At 39.9% G+C, this 22,126-nt stretch carries 25 protein-coding genes; all 25 read left to right on the top strand.

Annotated features, from left to right (window positions below):
- Positions 1 to 7 precede the first annotated feature (7 nt).
- The 25 genes from HRK21_RS09350 to fliI all read left to right on the top strand — a co-directional run bounded on the left by HRK21_RS09350 (position 8) and on the right by fliI (position 22,113).
- Complete coding sequence (locus HRK21_RS09350; protein WP_003738356.1) at positions 8 to 1,864, top strand: chemotaxis protein CheA; 1,857 nt, start codon at positions 8 to 10, stop codon at positions 1,862 to 1,864.
- A gap of 12 nt (positions 1,865 to 1,876) precedes the next feature.
- The gene (locus tag HRK21_RS09355; protein ID WP_077952727.1) at positions 1,877 to 2,176 is read left to right on the top strand and encodes a flagellar motor switch protein FliN; all 300 of its coding nucleotides are present in this window, start codon (positions 1,877 to 1,879) and stop codon (positions 2,174 to 2,176) included.
- A gap of 18 nt (positions 2,177 to 2,194) precedes the next feature.
- Positions 2,195 to 2,605, top strand: a complete 411-nt coding sequence (locus tag HRK21_RS09360; protein WP_070006292.1) for a hypothetical protein — start codon at positions 2,195 to 2,197, stop codon at positions 2,603 to 2,605.
- Positions 2,606 to 2,620: 15 nt separating this feature from the next.
- Complete coding sequence (fliK, locus tag HRK21_RS09365) at positions 2,621 to 3,667, top strand: flagellar hook-length control protein FliK (RefSeq protein WP_070006291.1); 1,047 nt, start codon at positions 2,621 to 2,623, stop codon at positions 3,665 to 3,667.
- A gap of 1 nt (position 3,668) precedes the next feature.
- Positions 3,669 to 4,091, top strand: coding sequence for a flagellar hook assembly protein FlgD (locus HRK21_RS09370; protein WP_003738359.1), 423 nt, complete (start codon positions 3,669 to 3,671; stop codon positions 4,089 to 4,091).
- A gap of 19 nt (positions 4,092 to 4,110) precedes the next feature.
- Positions 4,111 to 5,346 carry a flagellar hook protein FlgE gene (gene flgE / locus HRK21_RS09375; protein ID WP_003738360.1) on the top strand — a complete coding sequence of 412 codons (1,236 nt, stop codon included), beginning with the start codon at positions 4,111 to 4,113 and terminating at the stop codon, positions 5,344 to 5,346.
- A gap of 13 nt (positions 5,347 to 5,359) precedes the next feature.
- A complete protein-coding gene (locus HRK21_RS09380; protein WP_003738361.1) occupies positions 5,360 to 5,596 on the top strand; it encodes a flagellar motor switch protein FliN in 237 nt (78 codons plus the stop codon).
- A gap of 20 nt (positions 5,597 to 5,616) precedes the next feature.
- Positions 5,617 to 6,609 carry a flagellar motor switch protein FliM gene (gene fliM, locus HRK21_RS09385; protein WP_003721820.1) on the top strand — a complete coding sequence of 331 codons (993 nt, stop codon included), beginning with the start codon at positions 5,617 to 5,619 and terminating at the stop codon, positions 6,607 to 6,609.
- A gap of 2 nt (positions 6,610 to 6,611) precedes the next feature.
- Positions 6,612 to 8,159, top strand: coding sequence for a flagellar motor switch protein (locus tag HRK21_RS09390; RefSeq protein WP_070006290.1), 1,548 nt, complete (start codon positions 6,612 to 6,614; stop codon positions 8,157 to 8,159).
- 5 nt (positions 8,160 to 8,164) lie between these two features.
- Entirely contained in the window at positions 8,165 to 9,568 is a 1,404-nt protein-coding gene (locus tag HRK21_RS09395; RefSeq protein ID WP_077952731.1) for a Eukaryotic translation initiation factor 3 subunit E, read from the top strand.
- Between the two features lie 22 nt (positions 9,569 to 9,590).
- On the top strand, positions 9,591 to 10,757 hold the full coding sequence (locus HRK21_RS09400; RefSeq protein ID WP_070006289.1) for a hypothetical protein: 1,167 nt from the start codon (positions 9,591 to 9,593) through the stop codon (positions 10,755 to 10,757).
- 105 nt (positions 10,758 to 10,862) lie between these two features.
- Complete coding sequence (locus HRK21_RS09405; RefSeq protein WP_003721824.1) at positions 10,863 to 11,327, top strand: YaaR family protein; 465 nt, start codon at positions 10,863 to 10,865, stop codon at positions 11,325 to 11,327.
- A gap of 9 nt (positions 11,328 to 11,336) precedes the next feature.
- Positions 11,337 to 11,765, top strand: a complete 429-nt coding sequence (locus HRK21_RS09410) for a Myocilin (RefSeq protein WP_070006288.1) — start codon at positions 11,337 to 11,339, stop codon at positions 11,763 to 11,765.
- 18 nt (positions 11,766 to 11,783) lie between these two features.
- Positions 11,784 to 13,304, top strand: a complete 1,521-nt coding sequence (flgK, locus tag HRK21_RS09415; RefSeq protein WP_070006287.1) for a flagellar hook-associated protein FlgK — start codon at positions 11,784 to 11,786, stop codon at positions 13,302 to 13,304.
- Between the two features lie 11 nt (positions 13,305 to 13,315).
- The gene (locus HRK21_RS09420; RefSeq protein ID WP_070006286.1) at positions 13,316 to 14,191 is read left to right on the top strand and encodes a flagellar hook-associated protein 3; all 876 of its coding nucleotides are present in this window, start codon (positions 13,316 to 13,318) and stop codon (positions 14,189 to 14,191) included.
- Positions 14,192 to 14,202: 11 nt separating this feature from the next.
- A complete protein-coding gene (locus HRK21_RS09425; RefSeq protein ID WP_003738367.1) occupies positions 14,203 to 15,492 on the top strand; it encodes a flagellar hook-associated protein 2 in 1,290 nt (429 codons plus the stop codon).
- Positions 15,493 to 15,510: 18 nt separating this feature from the next.
- Positions 15,511 to 15,897: a flagellar export chaperone FliS gene (locus HRK21_RS09430; RefSeq protein WP_070006285.1), complete on the top strand. Its 387-nt coding sequence runs from the start codon at positions 15,511 to 15,513 to the stop codon at positions 15,895 to 15,897.
- The gene (locus HRK21_RS09435) at positions 15,869 to 16,150 is read left to right on the top strand and encodes a hypothetical protein (RefSeq protein WP_003738369.1); all 282 of its coding nucleotides are present in this window, start codon (positions 15,869 to 15,871) and stop codon (positions 16,148 to 16,150) included. Before HRK21_RS09430 ends, HRK21_RS09435 begins: the two co-directional genes overlap by 29 nt.
- 20 nt (positions 16,151 to 16,170) lie before the next feature.
- Positions 16,171 to 16,572 carry a flagellar basal body rod protein FlgB gene (flgB, locus tag HRK21_RS09440; protein WP_003738370.1) on the top strand — a complete coding sequence of 134 codons (402 nt, stop codon included), beginning with the start codon at positions 16,171 to 16,173 and terminating at the stop codon, positions 16,570 to 16,572.
- Positions 16,573 to 16,583: 11 nt separating this feature from the next.
- Complete coding sequence (gene flgC / locus HRK21_RS09445; protein ID WP_003721832.1) at positions 16,584 to 16,994, top strand: flagellar basal body rod protein FlgC; 411 nt, start codon at positions 16,584 to 16,586, stop codon at positions 16,992 to 16,994.
- 16 nt (positions 16,995 to 17,010) lie between these two features.
- Positions 17,011 to 17,307 carry a flagellar hook-basal body complex protein FliE gene (gene fliE / locus HRK21_RS09450; RefSeq protein ID WP_070006284.1) on the top strand — a complete coding sequence of 99 codons (297 nt, stop codon included), beginning with the start codon at positions 17,011 to 17,013 and terminating at the stop codon, positions 17,305 to 17,307.
- Positions 17,308 to 17,374: 67 nt separating this feature from the next.
- Positions 17,375 to 19,027: a flagellar basal-body MS-ring/collar protein FliF gene (fliF, locus tag HRK21_RS09455; RefSeq protein ID WP_070006283.1), complete on the top strand. Its 1,653-nt coding sequence runs from the start codon at positions 17,375 to 17,377 to the stop codon at positions 19,025 to 19,027.
- 2 nt (positions 19,028 to 19,029) lie between these two features.
- A complete protein-coding gene (locus HRK21_RS09460) occupies positions 19,030 to 20,136 on the top strand; it encodes a flagellar motor switch protein FliG (RefSeq protein WP_070006282.1) in 1,107 nt (368 codons plus the stop codon).
- Positions 20,123 to 20,815, top strand: a complete 693-nt coding sequence (locus HRK21_RS09465) for a FliH/SctL family protein (protein ID WP_070006281.1) — start codon at positions 20,123 to 20,125, stop codon at positions 20,813 to 20,815. Before HRK21_RS09460 ends, HRK21_RS09465 begins: the two co-directional genes overlap by 14 nt.
- Positions 20,812 to 22,113: a flagellar protein export ATPase FliI gene (gene fliI / locus HRK21_RS09470; protein WP_070006280.1), complete on the top strand. Its 1,302-nt coding sequence runs from the start codon at positions 20,812 to 20,814 to the stop codon at positions 22,111 to 22,113. Before HRK21_RS09465 ends, fliI begins: the two co-directional genes overlap by 4 nt.
- Positions 22,114 to 22,126: the final 13 nt, after the last annotated feature.

Genomic DNA, 22,126 nt, shown 5'->3' on the forward strand with positions numbered 1-22,126 from the left:
GCATAGCATGACTACAAATATGTTAGACCTGTTTATAGAAGAAGCTTCAGAACATTTACAGGCGCTAAATGATAATCTGTTACAGCTTGAGAAAGACCCGACGAACGGTCAATTAGTAAGTGAAATTTTCCGTTCAGCACATACGTTTAAAGGGATGTCCGCAACGATGGGCTTCCAACAGGTGGCTGATTTAACGCATGCAATGGAAAATGTACTAGATGAGGTACGTAATAATCGATTGGCTGTAACAGAACATTTGGTAGACATTATTTTTACATGTACATCTCATTTGGAAACAATGGTTTCGGATATCCAGCACGGCGGACAAGGCGCGGCGGATATTTCGAAAACCGTAGCTGACTTAGAAGCACTTTTACACCCAGAACAAGAAACAGATTTAGCGGTGGAAAAAACGTACCGTATTGCCATTCAAATTGAAGAAGCGGCTATTTTGAAAGCAGTGCGGGCAGTAATGTGTTTAGAGCGACTTGCAGAAATGGGGATTATTTCAGAAACTTTGCCAGACAGAGAAGCGATTGAGCTAGAAGAGTTTGAGCAGTCATTCGAAGTAGTTCTAGAGTCGGCACAAACGAAAGAAGAAATCGAAGCGGTTATTCTGGATATTTCTGAAATCGAAAAAGTGACTGTGACAGAAGAAGTGGAAGAAGTTCAGGTTATTGAACCAATCAAAAAAGCCGCAAAACAAACAACCAAACGATTAGAAAATAAAACCATTCGTGTACAACTTGAAAAAATCGAAAAGCTAATGAACGTTTTTGAAGAAAGCGTCATTGAACGGGCGAGAATTGATGAAATCGCAGAAAAAACGAATAACAAAGAATTGATGGAACATTTAGGACGATTCAGTTCCATCTCCAAAGAAATTCAAAACGGCTTACTGAATATGCGTATGGTGCCAGTAGACAGTGTTTTCAATCGCTTTCCAAAAATGGTGCGCACACTAGCCAAAGAATTAGGTAAGAAAATCGATTTAGTGATTGAAGGGGCGGATACGGAAGTCGACAAAATCGTCATTGATGAAATCGGCGACCCACTTGTTCATTTAATCCGTAATTCAGTAGACCACGGAGCTGAAACTGTCGAAGTAAGACGTAAAAATGGAAAAAATGAAACCGCCACAATTAATCTAAAAGCCTTCCATAGCGGTAATAATGTTGTGATTGAGATTGCGGATGACGGTGCAGGAATTAATAAACGCAAAGTGTTAGAAAAAGCGATTGCGAAAAATGTCGTTACAAGAGCAGAATCAACCAAAATGACGGACTCGGAAATTTTTGATTTATTATTTGATTCCGGTTTCAGTACCGCAGATCAAGTATCTGATCTTTCTGGCCGAGGCGTGGGACTAGATGTGGTTCGTAATACGATTCTCAAAATTGGTGGGAAAATCAGTGTGGAATCAAGCGAAAATGCTGGTTCAACGTTCCGAATTGAGATTCCGCTGACATTATCTATCATCCAGTCGATGCTCGTTGCAACATCGGAACGCCGCTATGCTGTACCGCTTGCAAACGTAGCCGAAGCCATCACGATTAATCCGGCAGACATTCAACACGTTCACGGCAAAGACTTAATCAATTACCGCGAAACCATTATCGAAGTACTTGATTTAGGCGAATGCTTCCATGAAACACCTTTAAAAGATACGGATGAACTACTTTTACTCGTCGTGAAAAATGCCAAGCGAACTTTTGGACTTATTATTAAAGATATTATCGGTCAACGGGAAATCGTTTTAAAAACACTTGGTGGCTTTTTCAGCGAAAGTCAAATTGCCTTTTCTGGGGCAACGATTTTAGGTGATGGCCGTGTCGTATTAATTTTAAATTTAGAAACATTTTAAGGAGGAACCATGATGGAACAAGTATTTCAAGTAGAACTTCCTGAATGGGAACCGAAAGAACCGAGCCAAGGAGGACGCGAAAAAGGCTCTATCCGCCAAGTAGACAATATTGGCGTTAACTTAATCGTCCGCCTTGGAAAAAAAGAAATGCCAGTAGGGGACATTGCCGAGTTGAGCATTGGCGATGTCCTCGAAGTGGAAAAGAAACCTGGCCACAAAGTCGAAATTTTCCTCGATGAAAAGAAAGTCGGCATCGGTGAAGCTATTTTGATGGACGAGAACTTCGGAATCGTTATTTCAGAAATCGACTAAAGAAAGAGGGCAAGTGATTTGAAGCAAGAGGCTTACAATGCAGTGAAGATGAAAGTGGACCAAGAGAAAACGACCATTTTAAAAGAATTGCAATTATTACTATCCAAACGGGAAAAAGTCGTAGAAAAATTAGCGCACGAAAAAGAAGTGTATTACTCGAGAACAAAAAAAGAAAGACTCCAAGTGGCGGTATTAGCCGGAAGCATGCAACTCGATGCCTTCTCGCCAAGCCGCATTCAACAAATGGAGCGAGAAATTCACCAAATTAGCCAGTACATTAAAAGCAATGAACAAATCTTAGAACAACTCGAAGAAAAAGGGAAACAGGCAAAAAAAATGTACGATGACACACGAAAAAAATGGCAACAGCTTGAAAATAAAAGAGAAGAACAAACATTACGCGATTTAAAAATGGTGCTATTAAAGTAAAAGGGAGGAAAACGCATGCTAATCCCAGATAATTTGCTACAACCACTCATTGGAAAAAAACAGGCCGAACCAAAAGAAGCATTAGCAGAAGAATTAGTAGAACTGCCTTTTATTTCACTTTTAATGGAAAATAGCCCTGCGCCGCTCTTAAAGGGAGAAACGGATAATGGAGAACAAGCTACAATTTCGCTAAAAGAAATCGCACCATCACTCGTTTCAGCCAAACTACTCGACGATGCACCAGAAACGAAACTGCAAGCAGCGCCACTCGAACTCAAGGAAGTGAAAGAAACACTTGCGGCAATCGCCAAACAAGCAATTGATCAACCAAAAATAGAAAGTGCCCCGCAAGTTGTCCAACCTCCAGTAACAAATACACCGAAAGAACCCACAAAAAATGCTACCAGAGAGCAACAACCGCCACCAGAACTTATCATGCCTACAAAAGAATCACCTAAACTAGCAGAAAACGTGATCAAAAACCAACCAATCCTAGCCAAATTACCTCAAGAAAAAGAAGTCGTGCAACTTTTCAAAGCGAGCATTAAGGAGCCAGTAACAGCGAAAGAGGAAGTTGCCATCAAAAAGCCCGCAGAATCCAGCAATATTTGGCATGATACGGCGAAACAACTCACACCAGCTGCCAAATCTGAAGTCCCAGTGACGTTAAAACAACTTGATAAAACCATCACCGACCAAATCGAACAGCTGCAAAAATTCCAAGTAAAACAAAATAAAGCCTTTTTCGCCATCCAGCCGGAATCACTCGGAAAAGTCGAAGTTTTACTTAAAAAAATGCCCGATAAAATATTTGTACATATCGAATATCAGGAGCAAACAGCCAAGCAAAAACTCGAACAGATGGCGCAAGATTTACATAATCGTTTCCGAGATCGCGGTGTAGAAGTTGCCGTGACAATGACGGAAAAACAAGCACCGAAAGAGCAGAACCAAAGCTCAGATGGTCGACACCAAGGCGAATCTAAAAAAGAGAAAGAACGCGAAAACCCACATCAGGAAAGAGCAAAACAAGAAGCATTTGATTTAGAGGAGGAGACGTAATTTGGACGGAATTAGCAGTTTATCAGGAGCAGGTCAGGATACAAACAATGCGGTAACATCCAGCGTATCTAAGACGCTTGGCAAAGATGACTTCATGAAACTGTTTTTAACCAGTTTACAATACCAAGATCCATCAAGCCCACTTGATACGAATGAAATGATGTCACAAATGGCACAACTTTCCTTAATGGAACAAGTTGCCAATATGACAACGGCTGTTGATAAGCTTTCTGAACAAGCGCAAAACTCCGCCTTGCAATCCGCAGTTAATTTCATCGGTAAGGATATAAAAGGTGTTTCACTTAACGGCGAAGTAATTAGCGGGAAAGTCGAAAGCGTTCAACAAACGACAAACGGCGTTATGCTGAAATTAAAAGATAACGATAGCCTCGTGCCAATGACATATGTAACAGAAATTAATTAAAAATTTGGGAGTGTGAATTATGAATCAAACTATGTATACAGCTATTTCTGGAATGAATGCGTTCCAACAAGCATTATCGGTAACATCAAATAATATTGCCAATGCCAACACGACAGGATACAAAAAACAAAGTGTCGTTTTCAATGATTTACTTTACCAAAACACAATGGGATCTGTTGCAGGCGGACTTTATGCTGGAACAAACCCAATGAGCTTCGGTTCCGGTTCGAAAATTGGAGCGATTTTAACTGATTATACAGCCGGTTCTCCGACATCAACTGGTAGAAACAAAGACGCAGCACTACAAGGTCGCGGTTTTTTCATCGCGGGCGATAATGCAGGGGGCAATATCGTTTACACGCGTGACGGGAGCTTTGCCGTTTCTGACAACAATTATTTAACTACCCAACAAGGGAAATACGTCATGGGTTATGCAACGGACAAAAATGGCAACGTTTTAAACGGTAACTTGCAACCAATTCAAATTCCACTAAATAGCGCCATTCCTGGAGAAGCAACAAAAAATGGTAGCTTAAGTGGTAATATTCCACTTGACTGGGGCGAAAAAGATACGATTTCTTCCGAGCTTTCTGTATACGATAATGCTGGTGGAAAACATAAACTTCAAGTCAATATGAAAGCCGCTACACCTGACGCGAGTGGAAATGTTTCCTATGAATATGAAATCCAAATGGACGGCAAAGCATTAACTCCTCCAGTAACAGGAACACTTAATTATAATGCGCAAGGTGAACTAACAAACCCAGACGCACTTAAAAATATCCAAATCAATTCCACAGTAAATGGTAAACAAGTCAATATGGACTTAAACCTAAGTGGCTTAACCAACTACGGAACAAACCAAGTATTCTCACCAACTTCTGACGGAAAAGGTGCTGCGACTGTAAAAGATTATGCAGTAACCGATGCGGGCTATATTGCAGTGAGTTACTCAGATGGTACCGTTATTCCAGTTGCCCAACTCGCGGTGGCTACTTTCTCCAATGAAGACGGTTTAGTCAAAATGGGGAACGGCGAATATGTGCCAGGGTTATCTTCTGGTGATGCAGTATACGGCGTTGCTGGCCAAAATGGTGCTGGTGGAATTAGTGGTTCTTCCCTAGAAGGATCGAATGTAGACTTATCCCGCGAATTCGTTAACTTAATGACATATCAAAGCGGTTTCCAAGGGAACACAAAAGTTATTCGTGTGGCAGATGACGTGATGAAACAAATTGTGAACTTGATTCAGTAGGGAGTTTAGCTAAATGAAAATTAATCATACTATTCCACTCAGAATCGACTTCGAATTAGGACGTACGAAACAGCCAGTCGGTAGTTTACTAGATGTAAAAAAAGGGACCGTTTTCCGGTTAGAAGATTCCACAGCCAATGTGGTCAAAATTACGATTTCTGGCAAATGTATCGGATACGGCGAGATTTTGACAAAAGACGGCAAGATGTTTGTCAAAATAACGAAATTAGGAGAGGCAAGTTCTTCTTGAGAGCTAGGGAGTGACAAAAAATGAGCGATAAATTAAGTCAAGAACAAATTGACGCCCTGCTTTCCCAAATGAGTGAAGGGAAGGTAGTCGATGAAAGTACGGAAATTGGCGACTTTGGGCGCTTTCATCCCTATGACTTTCATAAACCAGAGAAATTTGGTGCAGAACACCTCGAAAGCTTAAAGACGATTGCATCCGCTTTTACGAAAAAAAGCATGGAGTTTGTCTCCCAGCGTATCCGGATTCCGATTCATACCGAAGCAACCCTTGCAGATCAAGTTTCTTTTGCAAGCGGCTATATCGAAACAATGCCGAACGATAGCTATATTTTCTGCATTATCGATCTTGGTAATCCAGAGCTCGGCCAAATTATTATTGAACTCGATTTAGCCTATATCATTTATATTCATGAGTGTTTATCTGGCGGGAATCCAAAACGAAAATTGAGCGAGCGCAGACTTTTATCTGTTTTTGAAGAGTTGACGTTGAAATCTATTTTAGAAAAATTTTGCGAAGCGCTCAAAGACAGTTTTAAATCGGTGCATCCAATCTCACCAGAAATTGTCAATATCGAAACTAACCCAGCGCTGCTTCGTGTAACCTCACCGAACGACATGATGGCGCTTGTCAGTGTCGATATTAAATCGGAATTCTGGATTAGTACAATGCGCATTGGCGTACCATTTTTCTCTGTAGAAGAGATTATGAACAAGCTGGAAAACGTCGTGGAATATACGTTTGATAAACGGCGGAACTTTGATGCGGAAGTCGAGCAAGAATTGCATCAAGTCGAGAAAGAAGCGCGCATTCGTGTGGGTGAAATTAAAACAACGTGGAAAGAACTGAATAAGCTAGAAGTAGGCGACGTCCTTCTAACAGAAACACACATACGCGATACGCTCAAAGGCTACGTCACCGAAAAATGGAAATTTGAATGTTATATGGGAAAAAGTGGTAATCAAAAAGCCGTTAAATTTATGCGTCATACAGGGCGGACAGAGCAGGAGAGGTAGAAGTGGAGCAATTACTAGAGAAAAATATCACGCAAATGGAACTAGATGTGATAGGAGAAATCGCCAATATTTCCTTTGGCTCAGCTTCTACGGTCTTATCTGATTTACTACACCAACAAGTCACCATTTCAACACCAAAAGTAGAGATTGTTGATTTGTATAATACGAAAGACATTGATATTCCACATGTTGTGTTAGAAGTGAATTTCCATAAAGGAATCGAAATGCGGAATTTATTTGTTCTGCAATCAGAAGTGGCTGCGGCTATCGCGGACTTAATGATGATGGGCGACGGAAACATTGACCCAAACGTAGAACTTTCAGAACTTCATCTCAGCGCGGTACAAGAAGCGATGAACCAAATGATGGGACATTCCGCCACTGCGATGAGCAATATGTTTGGTGAAATGATTGATATTACGACACCAGACATTAAAGTAATCGCGCTAAAAGAACAATTAGAAGACACGAATGACCAAACCATGATAAAAGTCGGCTTTGATTTAATTATCGGCGACTTAATTACCTCGAACTTAATGCAACTCATCCCCATTGATAAAGGGCGTGAACTTGCAAAAAGATTACTTGGCGACGCAGTTCCAGAGCAAGAACCAGTAAAAGAAGAAATCAGCTTAACGGCCGAAGAATTAGATGTCTTTTTAGAAGTATGTAATATCGGCATCGGTTCAGCTTCAACCGTTCTATCCAAATTGCTTAACCGCAAAGTTTCCTTACAAATCCCAACTGCACGCGTAATTGATAGCAAAGAGTTCGAGTTTAATGAACGTCCTTGCTTAGTGACGAGTGTGGAATTTGTCGAAGGGCTGCGCTCAAGTAACACATTTATCATTAGCAAAAATGCCGCGTTAATTATGGCAGATTTAATGATGATGGGAGACGGTTTGGTTCAAGAAGATGCAGAACTGACGGAACTTGAAGTCAGCGCAGTGCAAGAATTAATGAACCAGATGATGGGCTTTTCGGCTACAGCAATGTCAGAAATGCTCGGAACAAAAATCGATATTAGCCCGCCTACCATGGAATTTTGTAATTTCGGCGATACGATGATTCAAAAAAATATCGAAGAAGGGAAAACGGTGGAAGTTATTTTCCCGCTTGAAGTAGAAGGGCTATTAAAAACGCCCATGTACCAAATTTTTAATCCAGCAGCGGCCAAAGAAATGGCGCAATTAATGCTAGGGATTCAGGCAAAAGAAGTCGCAGAAAAAGAAGCAACGACTCCAGCAGAAATAATCGAACCGGAAAAACCAGCTGAACCAGTCCATCAAGCAGTCATCGAAGAAAAAGAAACACTTTCCGAAATGGAACAAATTTTGGAAGAAATTCCCGTAACGCTTGAAGTGGTATTCGGTACAGCAAAAGTAAAACTCGAGAAATTTATCTCCTGGTGTGAAAAAGATGTGATTATCTTGAAAGAAAGCATGAATGAACCCCTTGTCTTAGCGCTAAATGGCGTGACGATTGGCAAAGGAATTTTAGTTCGCGTGGATGATCATTTTGGTATACAAATGACGGAGTTAGTAAGGTGAAAAATGTGCGAAAACTTGGACTGATGACAATTTTATTTTGGCTGTTTTTTTCGGTTCAAGCTTTTGCAGCAGATCCTGAACCCCCGATAATATCGCTTGAAGGCGAACAGCGTGTTTTTACATCTGGTGAAGTGATTTCGTTTCATATCGAAAATGTGGCAGACTTGAAAATTATTCTGGTGAATGAACATGGACAAAGGAAACTTCTGGACGGGGAAACGTATACGGTGACGGATTGGGATTTGGACGGGAGTTACCGGGCTGAATTTTATCAAGCAGATAAGTCGAAACCGGTTGTGACTATGGAAGATTTATTTGAAGTGAAACAGCTTGAGGAAGTTGCGAAAGACGAAACGGCGCCGCACTTGAAAACGATAGAAATTACGCATGAGGAAGAGGTCTTGCCGACGAGCGTTTTACAAGTATCAGCCGATTTGGATGACGCAGAATCTGGTGTGAAACAAGCAATGTTGCTTATCCATAGCGGATCTCATGAATCGGAAATCGAACTCAATCACAACAACTGGACAGGAAAGTTTGTTGCAGAAATACCTTTAGAAAAATTCCAACTGGACGAAAAACTCACTTTTCAACTGCAACTAGTTGATTTTGCCGAGAATGAAATCACCTTGGACTTAGAAACCACTGTGCAGCTATATCAACCAAAAGCAACCATTTTAAGTTATGACGGTAGTGACATCACGAACGTCCAGAAAAAAATCGGCCAAGTTGGCAAGCGAATCGAGCTAATTCTCGATAAATATACAACTGAATTTCCAGCACTAGAAACAGAGACCGGCAAAATAATCCCGCTAAAATGGCAAAAAACGGCAACTGAATGGAAGGGAAGCCTAACTTTACCGAGCGAATTATCTGGTGAAATCATTCATATTCAAGGAATGGAGCAACACATGCTCGTTCGCGCCATTAGTGAACCTTTTGGAGATATTCAGTTAGTAAACAATGCCATTTTAACCGGAGCCATTCTTCCGGACTTCACACTTATTTCCAATCTTTATATTGAAGTAAACGGTCAAAAATTTTCCGTCAAACGAGCGGGCAACCGTTTCACAAGTGCAGAAATAACCACCACAGGCAAAATAGTGCTCCACTGGACAGACTGGGACGGCCAAGTTTATTCCACGCAAATGGATCAAGAAATCAAGCCTGTGATTGAAATGCCAAGTAAAGAAATAATCGCACCACCACCAGTAATACCGAACGAAAAAGCGCAGATACTAACATCAAAAGCTCCTAAGCCATCTGTTGAGTCACATGAAAATGCCCCCAAAAAGCAGGTGAAAAAGGAAACTTCAACTAAAGACAAGTCAAGCAGTATCCCGTTTTGGATTCCAGCGCTCATGATTATTGGCGTTATTATTTTTTCGGGTAATAGAGCAATGAAATAAAAGCAGAAGTGAGGTGGACGGAATGAAAATAGATGGCATTCAAGAATCCGCAGAAAATCGTAATCAACTAGAACGGGAACTCATTAAACAAAATCCAGTTGTAAAAGAAGGTACGATAAAAGCACAAATGAATACAGAAGTAGCCGTACCGAAAACACCGCCAGTATCATTCTCTTTTAAAGAACTAAGTAGCTTACAACTAAACGGGGCAAGCGCAGCAAGTTTAGAATTATATATGAAATTAATGATGAACAATGCTAAAAAAGCGAATGATTTAATCTTTTACGTGATGCGCGCGGGAATAAAAAATCCAACTGATTCTACTAAATGGCAAACAGTCAGAAGCGAGATTAGTAGCCAATTAAGTACAATTCTAATGAAACAACATAACTTTGAAGCATACTTTTCTGAAAATCCCGCGAATCAAAAATTGTTTTTAGCCAATCAAAAAATTATGAACGAAATATCCTTTTTGCTCAAAATGTTGCCAACCTTAACTTTTGAAACAACAGGAAAATACGATTTCTTGCGCATGATGCAAATAGCTTCTGGCAATATGGAGACAGGAATCCAAATGATGCGTGAATTCCAAGGGCATATCGAACATGCAACAAGACTAGACCCGATTGTTGACGCAAGACAAGAAACGAACTGGATGATTAAAGTGTTACGCGAATTTGGCAATATGTTCCAATCGCGCCACTTATTACCATATGAATTACAAGCAGAAAACATCAATATTTGGAAATTAGGTAGCGAATACTTAAAACTCATGAACCAGCTTTTACCGCAGATTGGCGCATTTCCAAATGGGAATATCAAAATTTTTCACCAACAAGCAACCAAGCCATTAACGGAACTTTTCCAAGAACTACAACGCTTGGCAGACGGACAAATGACGCAAGGCGGGATCGCCGTTATTTTAGACCGGATGCAAGGCCAACTTACACGACTTGCACAACTGTTTCAAAAAATGGAAATCGAAGCAGGGTTCACCGATACAGAACGAATTTTAGGTAGTGTGGACGCCGAATTCGCGAGTGATATGACGAAAATGATGCTACTCGCACAACAAGAAATGTCATTTTTGGATTTATTAGTAAAAGATTTCCGAAGTGTTTCCAAACAACCAATATTTTTCATGATAGTTGCTATATTTATTATTTTATTATTAATTATTTTATTTTAAAAAGATATTTTTTGAAAAAATATATACTTTTTCAGGTTGTTTCAGTATAATTAAATAGAAAAATAAGGTTTAGAAAGCGAAAATGAGTTTTTCGGGGGAAAAAGGATGAATAATGTTTCAATTGGCCAAATTTCGCAGTCCAAACAGACGAATGTAGTTAGAGGAATACAAGAATTAAATCAAACACAACAACTTTATTTTGAACAAATGAAGGCGAATGGCAAGAAACAAACTCCTTCTCTGACTGAAATTAACGAACTAATCACGAATGTCACAGATAAAAAGTCACTCGTTGAAATGGATATGACGGTAGATAACGTTTTGAGCTATAAAAAAGCAGTCCAAACATTTTTAAATTTTTATGTGAATAATGTGATGGATTACGATAATATCGAAAGTCGCCATCCAAAATACGGTTTTTCGCAAAAAATGACGATTTTAAAACAAGTAGAAAAACAAACCAATGAACTCGATGATGTAATGAATTTAATTGACACAAAAACTGGACATTTAGATATGCTAAACCGAATTGGTGAGATTACTGGCATGATTCTCGATGTCGTATTGTAGGTGATGGGAATGCAAAACGAATTAATTAATCAATTAGAAATCTTAATCGAAAAAAATGGCAAAGCTGCTGATGAATCCATTTTATTAGGTAAATTAGTGCAAGAAGAGAACTGGATTGAAGCAGAAGAGCGCCAACTAGTACTACAACGCGAACTTGCCGCTTTACAAAACGAATATCAAGCTTTAAAAACAATCATTGGCGAAAATAATACGCTTCGAACTCTACAAAAAACTTGGACACCTGCGGAAAATGCCATTATAGATGAACGGAAAAAAATGCTACTTGAAAAAGAAAATCTTTTACGAGTAACCGTTTCAGAAAATCAAATTAGAACAGAAATGCAATTAGCTTTTTCTGAACATATGGTGGATGTTATTACGGGGCACCACGCGGAGACACAAGCAGAAAATAATATGATGATTAACGAAACTTTTTAAGTAACGGAGGGATTTTTTGTGCGTTTAAGTGATTTTAATACGTCATTATCGGGCATGTCAGCGGCGCAAATCGCTAATATGGTCGCTCAGCAAAATATTAGTAATATGAATACGCCAGGATACATAAGACAAGCCGTGGATCAGACGGCAGTATACGGTGACGGTGGTCTGCTTGGTGGGAAACAGACGGGCTACGGAGTCAAAGTGACAGACATTAAACGTCTAACAAATACAGCGCTAACGACACAATACAATAATCAAATCGCTAAACAATCCGCTTCGTTATATCAAAGTGGGGCGCTCGGTCAAGCACTTAATTTATTTGGTACTCCAGGGAAAAATACGCCAAGTGATAATTTGGATAACTTTTTCACCGCTTGGGCAGCATTAGCGAAAAATCCTGACCAAGCAACGAATACAACGGCACTTTTATCCAGTATGTCGATTTTTACGGACCAGTTAAACCAACTTCATTCTGGCTTAAAAGAATTAGAAACAACCATTGCAGCAGATACAGATGCCGCGATTCAAGACTTAAATTCATTAATTAAAAAATTAGGCAGTATCAATAAAGCAATCGGAAATGCAGGCTCCAACCCACCAAACGATTTACTGAACCAACGCGATCAACTACTTAGTACGATGGCTGGTTATGCTGGGATTTCCGTTAGCGCCCATCCGAATAATCCAGATGTGTACGATGTGACAATTGGCGGACGTCTTGTTGTCCAAGGTGATGAAACAACCGAAATCACATCAACGCGAACCGCCACTGGCTTTGAATTTTCCGTAGATGGTCAAAAACTCAACATGCCAGAAGGTTCGATTATCGCTTCCGTTCGTGTTAACCAAAATGAAATTAGATCTTACCAAGAAAAAATCGAAACTTTTTCGAATGGCCTAGCAAAAGCACTAGATGATATTCAAGTCAAAAATGTTAATAAAACAATGGACGATTTGCAAAAAATCAATGATGCGCTTCAAGCGAATCCGAACGACGAAAAACTACTGAGCAACCGCGACGAACTTTTGCGTCAATTAGAAAAATTCCCTGGCGTAACACGTTCTGGTGATACACTGACGATTGGCGGAGTTGACCACGCGATTGACACACTTGGTACAAGTACATATGTAAATGATGTGAACGATTTTTCTATTCCAATTTTCACCCAAAGCTCTGGTAAATGGATCCTGAATCCCGCAATCACAAGTAACGCAGATAACAAGCCATTTCTAGGTGTTATTGCAGCGGATATCGCTTCCTTAAAAACCGATAAAAACATTCAAGGCACCACTTTCCCGAGTTTCATGGACGGAATCATTACTGAAGTGGCGACAGACGCTAGTAAAAGTAGCGCAACTTCTACGGCAGACACGCAAGCTTTAAATTCCCTTTCTGAATCAAAATCATCTCTTGAAGGAGTTAATATTGACGAGGAAATGACAAATATCATGCAATACCAAAGTTATTATGTGGCCAATACGAAAGCTATGAACACAGTGAACGATATGATGAAAGCTCTCTTAGCTATGTTATAAGGAGGAAAATAATGCGAATTTCAACGAATCAACAAGCAAGTTCAATAATTAATCAATTGAACAATGTCTCGGGAAATCTTGCTAAATACCAATTACAAGTATCTTCCGGGAAAAAGTATGAATCAATGAGCGAAAATCCTGGTGCAACAGCGCAAATTTTATCCTATAATCATGTGCTTAGTCAGCTAAATCGCGAAAAAACGGACGTAACCGAAGCAAAATCGCTATTAAATACGGCAGAAACCTCTCTTTCATCCATGTCTACATCGATGAACCGGGTAAATGCTTTAGTCTTACAAGCGATTAACGGTACGAGTGATAAAGACAATATGTCGCAATCAGCCGAAGAAATCAAAGGTTTACTGGATGTTCTTATTTCTGTTGCTAACGCAGAAGACGATGGCAGATATGTTTTTAGTGGTTCTAGCACAAGCGTGAAGCCATTTACAACAGATAAAACAACTGGAGAAATCATCTATAACGGAACAACCGAAAATAAAAAATTCCGCGTAACGGACACATTAGAAGTAGAAGTTTTCCATGATGGTAGCGCGATGACAGACGTGTTTAACAACATTCAAAAAATCGTCGATGCAATGAAAACTGGCGATAAAGATGCTTTGTCCGACCTGCAAGAAACAAACAGCAAAAACATCGAAATTATCACTAATTCTATGACGAATATCGGCGGACAGAAAAACGGCGTAGCAGCCTATGATAACGTACTTTCTAGCAAAATTGTCGATTTTTCCGAACGTAAATCGAATGTCGAAGAAGTCAACATGCCAGAAGCCGTAAGTAATTTAAATAAAACATCCATTGCATACCAAGCCGCACTACAATCCAGTGTGATGGTGCAAAAATTAAGCATTCTAAATTATATGTGAGGTGAGACCAAGTGGGAAGTTCGATTGCAAGTAGTTTAATGGACCCAACGCAATATTATTCGCAGTTTATTAGTCTTCAAAAAGCTAGTTTGGAAAAAGCGAAAACGCCTTATCAAAACCAAATTTCCAGCTACCAATCACGGATTGACCTTTATGCTAGTTTGAAAAACGCTTTATCTGAGTCGCTGAAAACGATGAGCTCTTTCACGACTTATGAAAGTAAAACCAAACTCGCGACGTCATCTAACGAAACAAGCTTTACCGTTTCTTCAACGAGCAGCTCCGTCAACGGCAGTTATTCTATCGAAGTCCAAAACTTGGCGACCGCAGACACATACAACAAAGCAGTACCTGATATTGAAGCAAAAATCGGTGTAAGCGGGACAATCAAAATCAATGGCAAAGAAATTAAAGTCGATGCAGATAGCTCCATGAAAAATGTGATGAACTCCATCAATAGCGCCGGAGCAAAGGTGAATATTTATACGCTAGGCGAAAATATGGTCGTAACTTCTTCAACAACTGGTGTCGAAAATAGCATTAAATTCGAAGGTGATTCAGCTGTTCTCGATGCACTTGGATTAGTTCAAAACTCACCAGACCATTTAGCTGCAGAAGACGCTAAACTCAGAATTAACGGTGCGACCGTTACAAGCGCAACAAACAAAGTAACCAACTACATCCCGGGTGTGACCATCAACCTTAAAAAAGAAACAACTGGCGCTGAAAAATTAACCATCCAAGATCAAAGTGATGAAAAAGCAGCCAACATGATTACCAGTTTTGTAAATACATATAATGCACTAACAAGCACAATGAAAACCTACACGGGAAAAGGAACGATTTTACAAGCATCTGCTGCCGATCTGGAAGCAAATCGTGCACTAAACAATGTATTCCAACATAAAAAAGACGGAAATACATTATTCGATTTTGGTATAAGTGTCGACAAAGAAGGCGTGCTAAAAGTCGATGAAACAGCAATGAAAAAAATGGTAGCTGAAGACCCAACCGCCGTCGAAAGATTTTTCTTTGGCATTGGTGGAATTGGCGATGAACTTTATCAATCTTTGAACAAAACATTTGGCTCGACTGGTTTTATCAGTGATGAAACGACCTCGATGACGAATGAAATCAATAAATTAAATTTAAAGTTAACCGATATTACTAGCCGAAATGACACTTTGCTAACGAATATTACCGACCAGTACAATAAATGGCTCGAAATGATGCAAGCCATGCAAAGCGATGCCATGACACTGGATGCGCTAATCGACGGTATGAACAGTTCTAATAAATAAAAATGGTAGGTGAAAAAAATGCAAGCTTGGAAACGATACACGCAAAATGAGTTAAACACGAGCAACCCCATTAAAAACACCATTTATATATACGAACGTTGTATTATTGAATTTAAAAAATTAGATAAAGCACTCGGACAACTACATTTTTCAGAAGCAGACCTTATTCTTGATAAAATGGAAAAAATCTTTGAAGAATTAAAATTACAATTAAATCCAGAAGCCGGACAAGAACTTTACGATAACATTTTCGGCTTATACGAATGGATTTCTGAACAAATTCGCCAAATGCAACTACTAAAACAACCCGTTAATATCGATACTATCATTCATGTTATCACGCAGCTTAAAGAAGGCTACGAGGGAGTGATGAAACATGAATCAAGCAAAGACACATTTGGCTGAATTAAAAGCACTGTTTCACTCGACGGGGCAATTAAACGTTAGCCTCGAAGAATACCAAGCAAAACTAAATGAACTACTAAAAAGCACCCAACATTTACCAAAAGATACAAAAGAAGCCATTTTAAAAGAGACTAGGGAAATTATTAATAAAGGTATTCTTTTCACCCAAAAACAATTAGAATCCACTGAAAATGCCTTTTCTGAAAATAAAAGTCGCAATGCTGCTAACTTGAATTATGCGAAATTTTTTTAAAAGAAAGAAGGAAATGACAAGTGGAAAATTATACCACGCATATTGGCAACTACTTGAATTATCTTCAAACAGCCAACCAAGTAGTTTCAAATAATATCGCCAACGCCAATACGCCTAATTTTAAAGCAAGTGAAGCGAGTTTTGAAGAATCACTTGGCTCGAGTTTGCGCGCATCTGGGCAGAATAGCATCGAGTCGGCCGGAAATCTAACGAAAACAAACACAAAACATTTAGCCGGAACCGATATAGATGAAACCAATGCAAAACTGACCACCAAAAGCGGCTCCATCAACGAAGACGGCAACAATGTCAATGTCACTTCTGAAATGATTAGCTTAACAAAAAATAACCAAATGTACGCGCTCGCTATCAGTGCACTCAACTATAATTCATCCATCAACACAGCAGCCCGTGGAAAGTAAGGTGATAAACCATGTTTGAAGGAATAAACACAAGTGGCTCCGCGTTAAATGCTGCGAAACAATGGATGGAAGTAAGCTCCAATAATATCGCGAACGCCGATTCAAGCGCCGCACCTGGCGAGACACCTTTCCTTAGAAAACGCGTCGTATTATCCGAAATCACACCATTTGAAACAGCACTCACTGGGACAAAAGGTGTTAAAGTAAGCGAAATATCGAGCGACACAGGAAGCGTTAAACGGGTCTATGATCCAACCCATCCAAATGCAAATGAAGCAGGTTACGTCAATTACGCGAATGTAGATATGACAGCAGAAATGACCAATTTAATGGTCGGACAAAAAATGTACGCGGCAAACACTTCTGCCTTACAAGCAAATGAAAAAATGATGGAAAAAGATTTAGAAATTGGCAAAGTATAAAGGAGTGTTTTAAGAAATGGCAATTGAAAGTATTAATACAGCAAGTGTCTTAACTAAAGTAACACTTGGTGAAACCGCGAAAACAGACAATGCGACAGGTGCCGGAAATACCTTCACGCAAATGCTGGATAGTATGAGTGATACACAATCGAACGCGCAAAATTCCGTCTCAAAGCTTTTAACAACGGGTGAGGGAAATGCGAGCGATGTACTCATTCAAATGAAAAAAGCAGAATCAGAAATGAAAACTGCTGCGGTCATTCGTGATAATGTAATCGAAAGCTACAAACAGCTTTTAAATATGCAAGTGTAGCGGTTAGGCTAGTCGGGGGAGTTTTAGTCAATCGTCCACACGAGAAAAATGGAGCGAAGTTTTTAAGATGGCAAAAATAAAAACAATGTATTCGAAATTGAAGAATTGGCACAAAGGCGCGATTTTAGTCGGCCTTTTTGTCGTAGTCACGGTGTTATTACTCTACATGAACACGCCCAAAACAGAAGTTACTCTTTATAAAAATTTATCCGAAACAAGTCAACAACAAGTCACTGATCAATTAGCCAAAATGGGCGTTGATTATACCGTCGACAAAAGCGGTAACATTTTAGTCGATGAAAAAGTGGAGACACTCGTTCGCGACAAATTTGCGGATCTAGGTATTCCTTATACTGGCCAAGATGGTAATGATATTTTACTAAACAGCTCGCTTGGAGCTAGTGAAGAAGATAAAAAAATGCAAGAAAAAGTTGGTACAAAAGTCAATTTAGAAAAAGAAATCGTTCAAAGTTATGGAACGACCATTGATAGTGCCTCCGTGCAGCTAACTTTACCAGAATCAAGTTCGATTTTTGAAGAAGCAAGCCAAAAAGGAACGGCCGCAGTAACACTCAAAACCAAAAACAATCAAACCTTAACAAGCGAACAAGTTCTTGGCATTCAGCGCACTGTCAGCGCAGCCGTACCAAATGTTGCTAGTGATGACGTAGCGGTTATCGATACAAAAAACGGCGTGATCTCCGAAGCAGACACATCCAAAGAAGAAGGCAGTTCCGCTTATAAAAATGAAGTCGATATCCAAAATGCGATTGGGAAAAACGTGAAAACAGATATCGAAGGGACACTTTCCAGTATTTTTGCACTAGACAATTTTCGCGTCAATACAAATGTCACGGTTAATTTTGACGAAATCAAACAAAATACCGAACATTATCCAAATGACGGAAAAGTACGTAGCAACCAAAAAGATACATCAACAGACACATCGAAAGGTTCCGCCAATACAACCGAATCAGGAACCGCATCAAACGCCGACGTACCAAATTACACAGAACAAAATGGCGACGATACCAACACATATACAAGTGAAAAATCGAGTGAAACAACGAATTATGAGCTAGACTCTACTATCCAAGAAATCAAAAAACACCCAGCCCTTGCAAAAACAAATGTCGTTGTCTGGGTGGATCAAAATGCTTTAAATAAAAATGGTGTAGACATGGCCGAATTCACAAAAGCAATTGGCGTTTCAGCAGGATTAACGCCCAATATGACAACCGAAGAAGCAGGCGCAGCCGGAGAAACTGCAGCCGCACCAACATTCGAAGGCACTTTCCAAAATGGCGATGTGACCATCATGCCGATTCAGTTCTTAGACAACGCCACACCAGTAGAAAAAGATACAACAGAAAAAGCAGCACCAGCAAGCAAAGCCTGGATTTGGTGGCTTGCAGGAAGTTTACTCTTCGCCATCATTGCAGCTGGAATTATTGCCTACATTATCTTCCTTAAACGTAAAGAACAACTAGAAGAAGCATTGGAACCAGAAGAAAAAGACTATATTCCAGCCGAAGAAGCAATCATCAACCCAGAAGAACATCCAGATTTCAATTTCCAAACAGACGCATTCGATTTATCAGAACCAGAAATAAAAGCTCGCAAAGAAAGCTTGAAAAATAAACTCGGTGAAATGGCCAAAGAAGATCCAGGGCGCGCCGCAGCAGTCATCCAAAAATGGCTCAATGAAAGGCAGGAATAAAAATGGCAGAAACACTCAAAGAAACCTTAGAAGAAACAAATGCTGAACTAGAAACGGTTGAAGTAGAAGAAACAGAAGAAAAATCAACTTCTTCAGCAGATTCAGGTATTTCAAGACGTGAAAAAGCCGCACTTATTATTTGGAGCCTTGATGAACAAATCGCAACCGAAGTGGTAGATTTGCTCCCTGATGCATCCAAACAACGCCTTGCACGTGAAATGGCCAAAATGAAAGAAATGGATGGCGGCGCAGTGGAAGAAGCAACTAGAGAATTTTTAGGGGAATTAGAACTTCTTTCTGGAGGAATTGCCAAACTCGACCGCGAACACTTACAACGATTGTTCCCAGACATGACGACGGAAGAACTAAATCAACTCATTTACGGGGTAGAAGCAGAATCACGTATCGGCGAAACCGCGCTAGATATTCTACGCGAAATTGATGATGTCGATTCCTTATTTACAATTATTAGCGATGAATCACCGCAAACTATCGCGATGATAGCCTCTTACATGAAACCAGAAGAAGCATCAAAACTACTTGCTTTACTACCAGAAGAAAAAATGATTAACACTGTCATTGGCATCGCGAGCCTAGAACAATTCGATAGCGAAGTCATGCAAAATGTATCGAACTTACTAAGAATTAAGCTCGACACCATGTCGAATAGCTCACTGAACAAAACAGACGGCATAAAAAATGTTGCAAACATTTTAAACAACGTTACTCGCGGTTTGGAACGTACGATTTTCGAACATTTAGATGCCGAACAAGCCGAACTTTCCGAACGTATCAAAGAGAAAATGTTTATGTTTGAAGATATTATTCTACTGGATAACATGACCTTACAACAAGTTCTGGCCGAGATTCAAGACAACAATAAAATCGCTCGAGCACTCAAAAATGAAAAAGAAGAACTCAAAGAAAAAATCCTATCTTGCGTATCGAAAAACCGTCGCGATATGATTACCGAAGAATTAGAAGTCCTTGGCCCAATCAGACTTTCTGACGTTGAACAAGCCCAACAAGATATCGCCAATGTCGTCAAAAACCTGGAAAAAGATGGCAAAATAGTTATCCAACGGGGGGAACAGGATGTCCTCATCTAATCCGCGAATTCCAAAAGGTAAAGTCACTTTGTCCGATGTGAAAATGGAATTGTTCTATTTAGACGATATAGAAGAAACAGAAGAAATCGAGTCACCATATTCGAAAGAACTTGAACAACTAGAAAGCCATCAAAAAGAACTGGAAAAACACCTATCTGCCATCGAAATTGAACAGCAAAAATTAGCTAACGAAAAAGCCGCACTTCAAGCGGAACGCCAAGCCATTGAAGAATTGAAACGCGAAGCTGAAGCAGAAATCGAAGCAAACAAACAAGCTTTTGAAAAAGAAAAAACACAAATGTATCTAACTATCACCGATTTCCTTTGGGATGAAAGTATCGATCTTGCAGAAAGAATCGTCCACCAAGCAATCGACACCCGCCAAATTGAAGTCTTACCAATGCTAACCGAAGTCATTCAAAAACTCCCTGTTGCTTTCGACAAACTAAACGTCACCACGCATCCAGAAACTTTAAAAGCTCTAAAAGAAGAAAACACGGGCACAAAATACGACTGGCTTTTAGAAAACATCCATTGGAACTTCGATATGCGACTCGATTACGGCGAATTTACTGTAGAAGAAGAAAAGGAATACTTCGACTACCGCATCACCGAAATTTTCCAAACACTCCACAAACAAAACGCCGAACGGAAAATTCTAGGAGGCGATAAACCGTGAACTGGTCGCCAAAATCCGAAGCTTGGCAAGAACTAAAAAACACCGTCCCATACATCCAAAAAGGGAAAATCCACACAGTCCAAGAGCAAGTCTATATTTCCAAAGGCCCTCAAGTAAAAATTGGCGATACCGTCATGGTCGGTGAAAACAAAGTGCTCTGCGAAGTAATCTCCATCGAAAAAGAAAACAACATGTTGCTCCCTTTTAATCAGAGCGACAAAGTAGCGTATGGCGACTGGGTTTACGTAACGGATACGAAAATCACTATTCCAGCCGATGAATATCTCCTTGGAAAAGTCCTCAACGCATCCGGTGACATTTTAAACGAAGAAGCTGGTACTGCTAAATTTAAACAAAAAATGCCGCTTGAAGCACCACCAATTCATGCTTTTAGCCGAACTGAAATCACCGAAACACTCGAAACTGGTATTAAAGCAATTGACGGAATGTTAACCATTGGCATCGGTCAAAAAATCGGTATTTTCGCCGGCTCGGGTGTTGGGAAATCTACCTTACTCGGAATGATTGCCCGTAATGCCAAAGCAGACATTAATGTGATCGGCTTAGTCGGCGAGCGTGGCCGAGAAGTAAAAGATTTCTTGCGTAAAGATCTAGGTGAAGAAGGATTACGTAAAAGTGTGATTGTCGCGGCTACATCTGATGAAAGCCATCTTATGCAACTGCGCGCCGCCAAACTAGCCACTTCGATAGCGGAGCATTTTCGTGATCAAGGTAAAACAGTGCTTTTAATGATGGATTCGGTCACTCGTTTTGCTGATGCGAGAAGAAGTGTTGATATCGCCGTCAAAGATTTACCAATCGGCGGAAAAACATTGCTAATGGAATCTTATATGAAGAAATTGCTAGAACGTTCTGGTAAAACAAAAAATGGCTCGATTACTGGTATTTATACGGTCCTAGTTGATGGCGACGATATGAATGGTCCGGTACCCGATTTAGCGCGGGGGATTTTAGATGGGCATATCGTTTTAACCCGCGAACTCGCCACAAAAAATCACTATCCCGCCATTGATGTTCTCAGCTCCGTTAGCCGGGTGATGGAAGAAATCGTTCCAGAAAGCCAGTGGAAATCTGCTTCGAAAATTCGCGAATGGATGAGTATTTACCAAGAAAATGAATTGTATTTCAAACTAGGCACAATCGAGCAAACAAGCGATAACGCGGCCATTTTTACAAGTAAAGAAAAGTCTTATTTCATCCACCAATTTTTAAAGCAGTTGCGAGATGATAATGTTACGCTTGAGGAAACAAGTAAGCTGATGGAAACGCTAGTATAACAAAGGAGTGCCG

The sequence above is a fragment of the Listeria monocytogenes genome (genome assembly GCF_013282665.1).
GTDB classification, from domain to species: Bacteria; Bacillota; Bacilli; order Lactobacillales; family Listeriaceae; genus Listeria; species Listeria monocytogenes_C.

Bases quoted from the DNA above. Each gene is read 5' to 3' on its own strand.
- HRK21_RS09350 (WP_003738356.1), top strand. From the start codon at position 8: ATGACTACAAATATGTTAGACCTGTTTATAGAAGAAGCTTCAGAACAT.
- HRK21_RS09355 (WP_077952727.1), top strand. From the start codon at position 1,877: ATGGAACAAGTATTTCAAGTAGAACTTCCTGAATGGGAACCGAAAGAA.
- fliK (WP_070006291.1), top strand. From the start codon at position 2,621: ATGCTAATCCCAGATAATTTGCTACAACCACTCATTGGAAAAAAACAG.
- flgE (WP_003738360.1), top strand. From the start codon at position 4,111: ATGAATCAAACTATGTATACAGCTATTTCTGGAATGAATGCGTTCCAA.
- HRK21_RS09380 (WP_003738361.1), top strand. From the start codon at position 5,360: ATGAAAATTAATCATACTATTCCACTCAGAATCGACTTCGAATTAGGA.
- fliM (WP_003721820.1), top strand. From the start codon at position 5,617: ATGAGCGATAAATTAAGTCAAGAACAAATTGACGCCCTGCTTTCCCAA.
- HRK21_RS09400 (WP_070006289.1), top strand. From the start codon at position 9,591: ATGAAAATAGATGGCATTCAAGAATCCGCAGAAAATCGTAATCAACTA.
- HRK21_RS09405 (WP_003721824.1), top strand. From the start codon at position 10,863: ATGAATAATGTTTCAATTGGCCAAATTTCGCAGTCCAAACAGACGAAT.
- HRK21_RS09410 (WP_070006288.1), top strand. From the start codon at position 11,337: ATGCAAAACGAATTAATTAATCAATTAGAAATCTTAATCGAAAAAAAT.
- HRK21_RS09420 (WP_070006286.1), top strand. From the start codon at position 13,316: ATGCGAATTTCAACGAATCAACAAGCAAGTTCAATAATTAATCAATTG.
- HRK21_RS09430 (WP_070006285.1), top strand. From the start codon at position 15,511: ATGCAAGCTTGGAAACGATACACGCAAAATGAGTTAAACACGAGCAAC.
- HRK21_RS09435 (WP_003738369.1), top strand. From the start codon at position 15,869: ATGAATCAAGCAAAGACACATTTGGCTGAATTAAAAGCACTGTTTCAC.
- flgC (WP_003721832.1), top strand. From the start codon at position 16,584: ATGTTTGAAGGAATAAACACAAGTGGCTCCGCGTTAAATGCTGCGAAA.
- fliE (WP_070006284.1), top strand. From the start codon at position 17,011: ATGGCAATTGAAAGTATTAATACAGCAAGTGTCTTAACTAAAGTAACA.
- fliF (WP_070006283.1), top strand. From the start codon at position 17,375: ATGGCAAAAATAAAAACAATGTATTCGAAATTGAAGAATTGGCACAAA.
- HRK21_RS09460 (WP_070006282.1), top strand. From the start codon at position 19,030: ATGGCAGAAACACTCAAAGAAACCTTAGAAGAAACAAATGCTGAACTA.
- HRK21_RS09465 (WP_070006281.1), top strand. From the start codon at position 20,123: ATGTCCTCATCTAATCCGCGAATTCCAAAAGGTAAAGTCACTTTGTCC.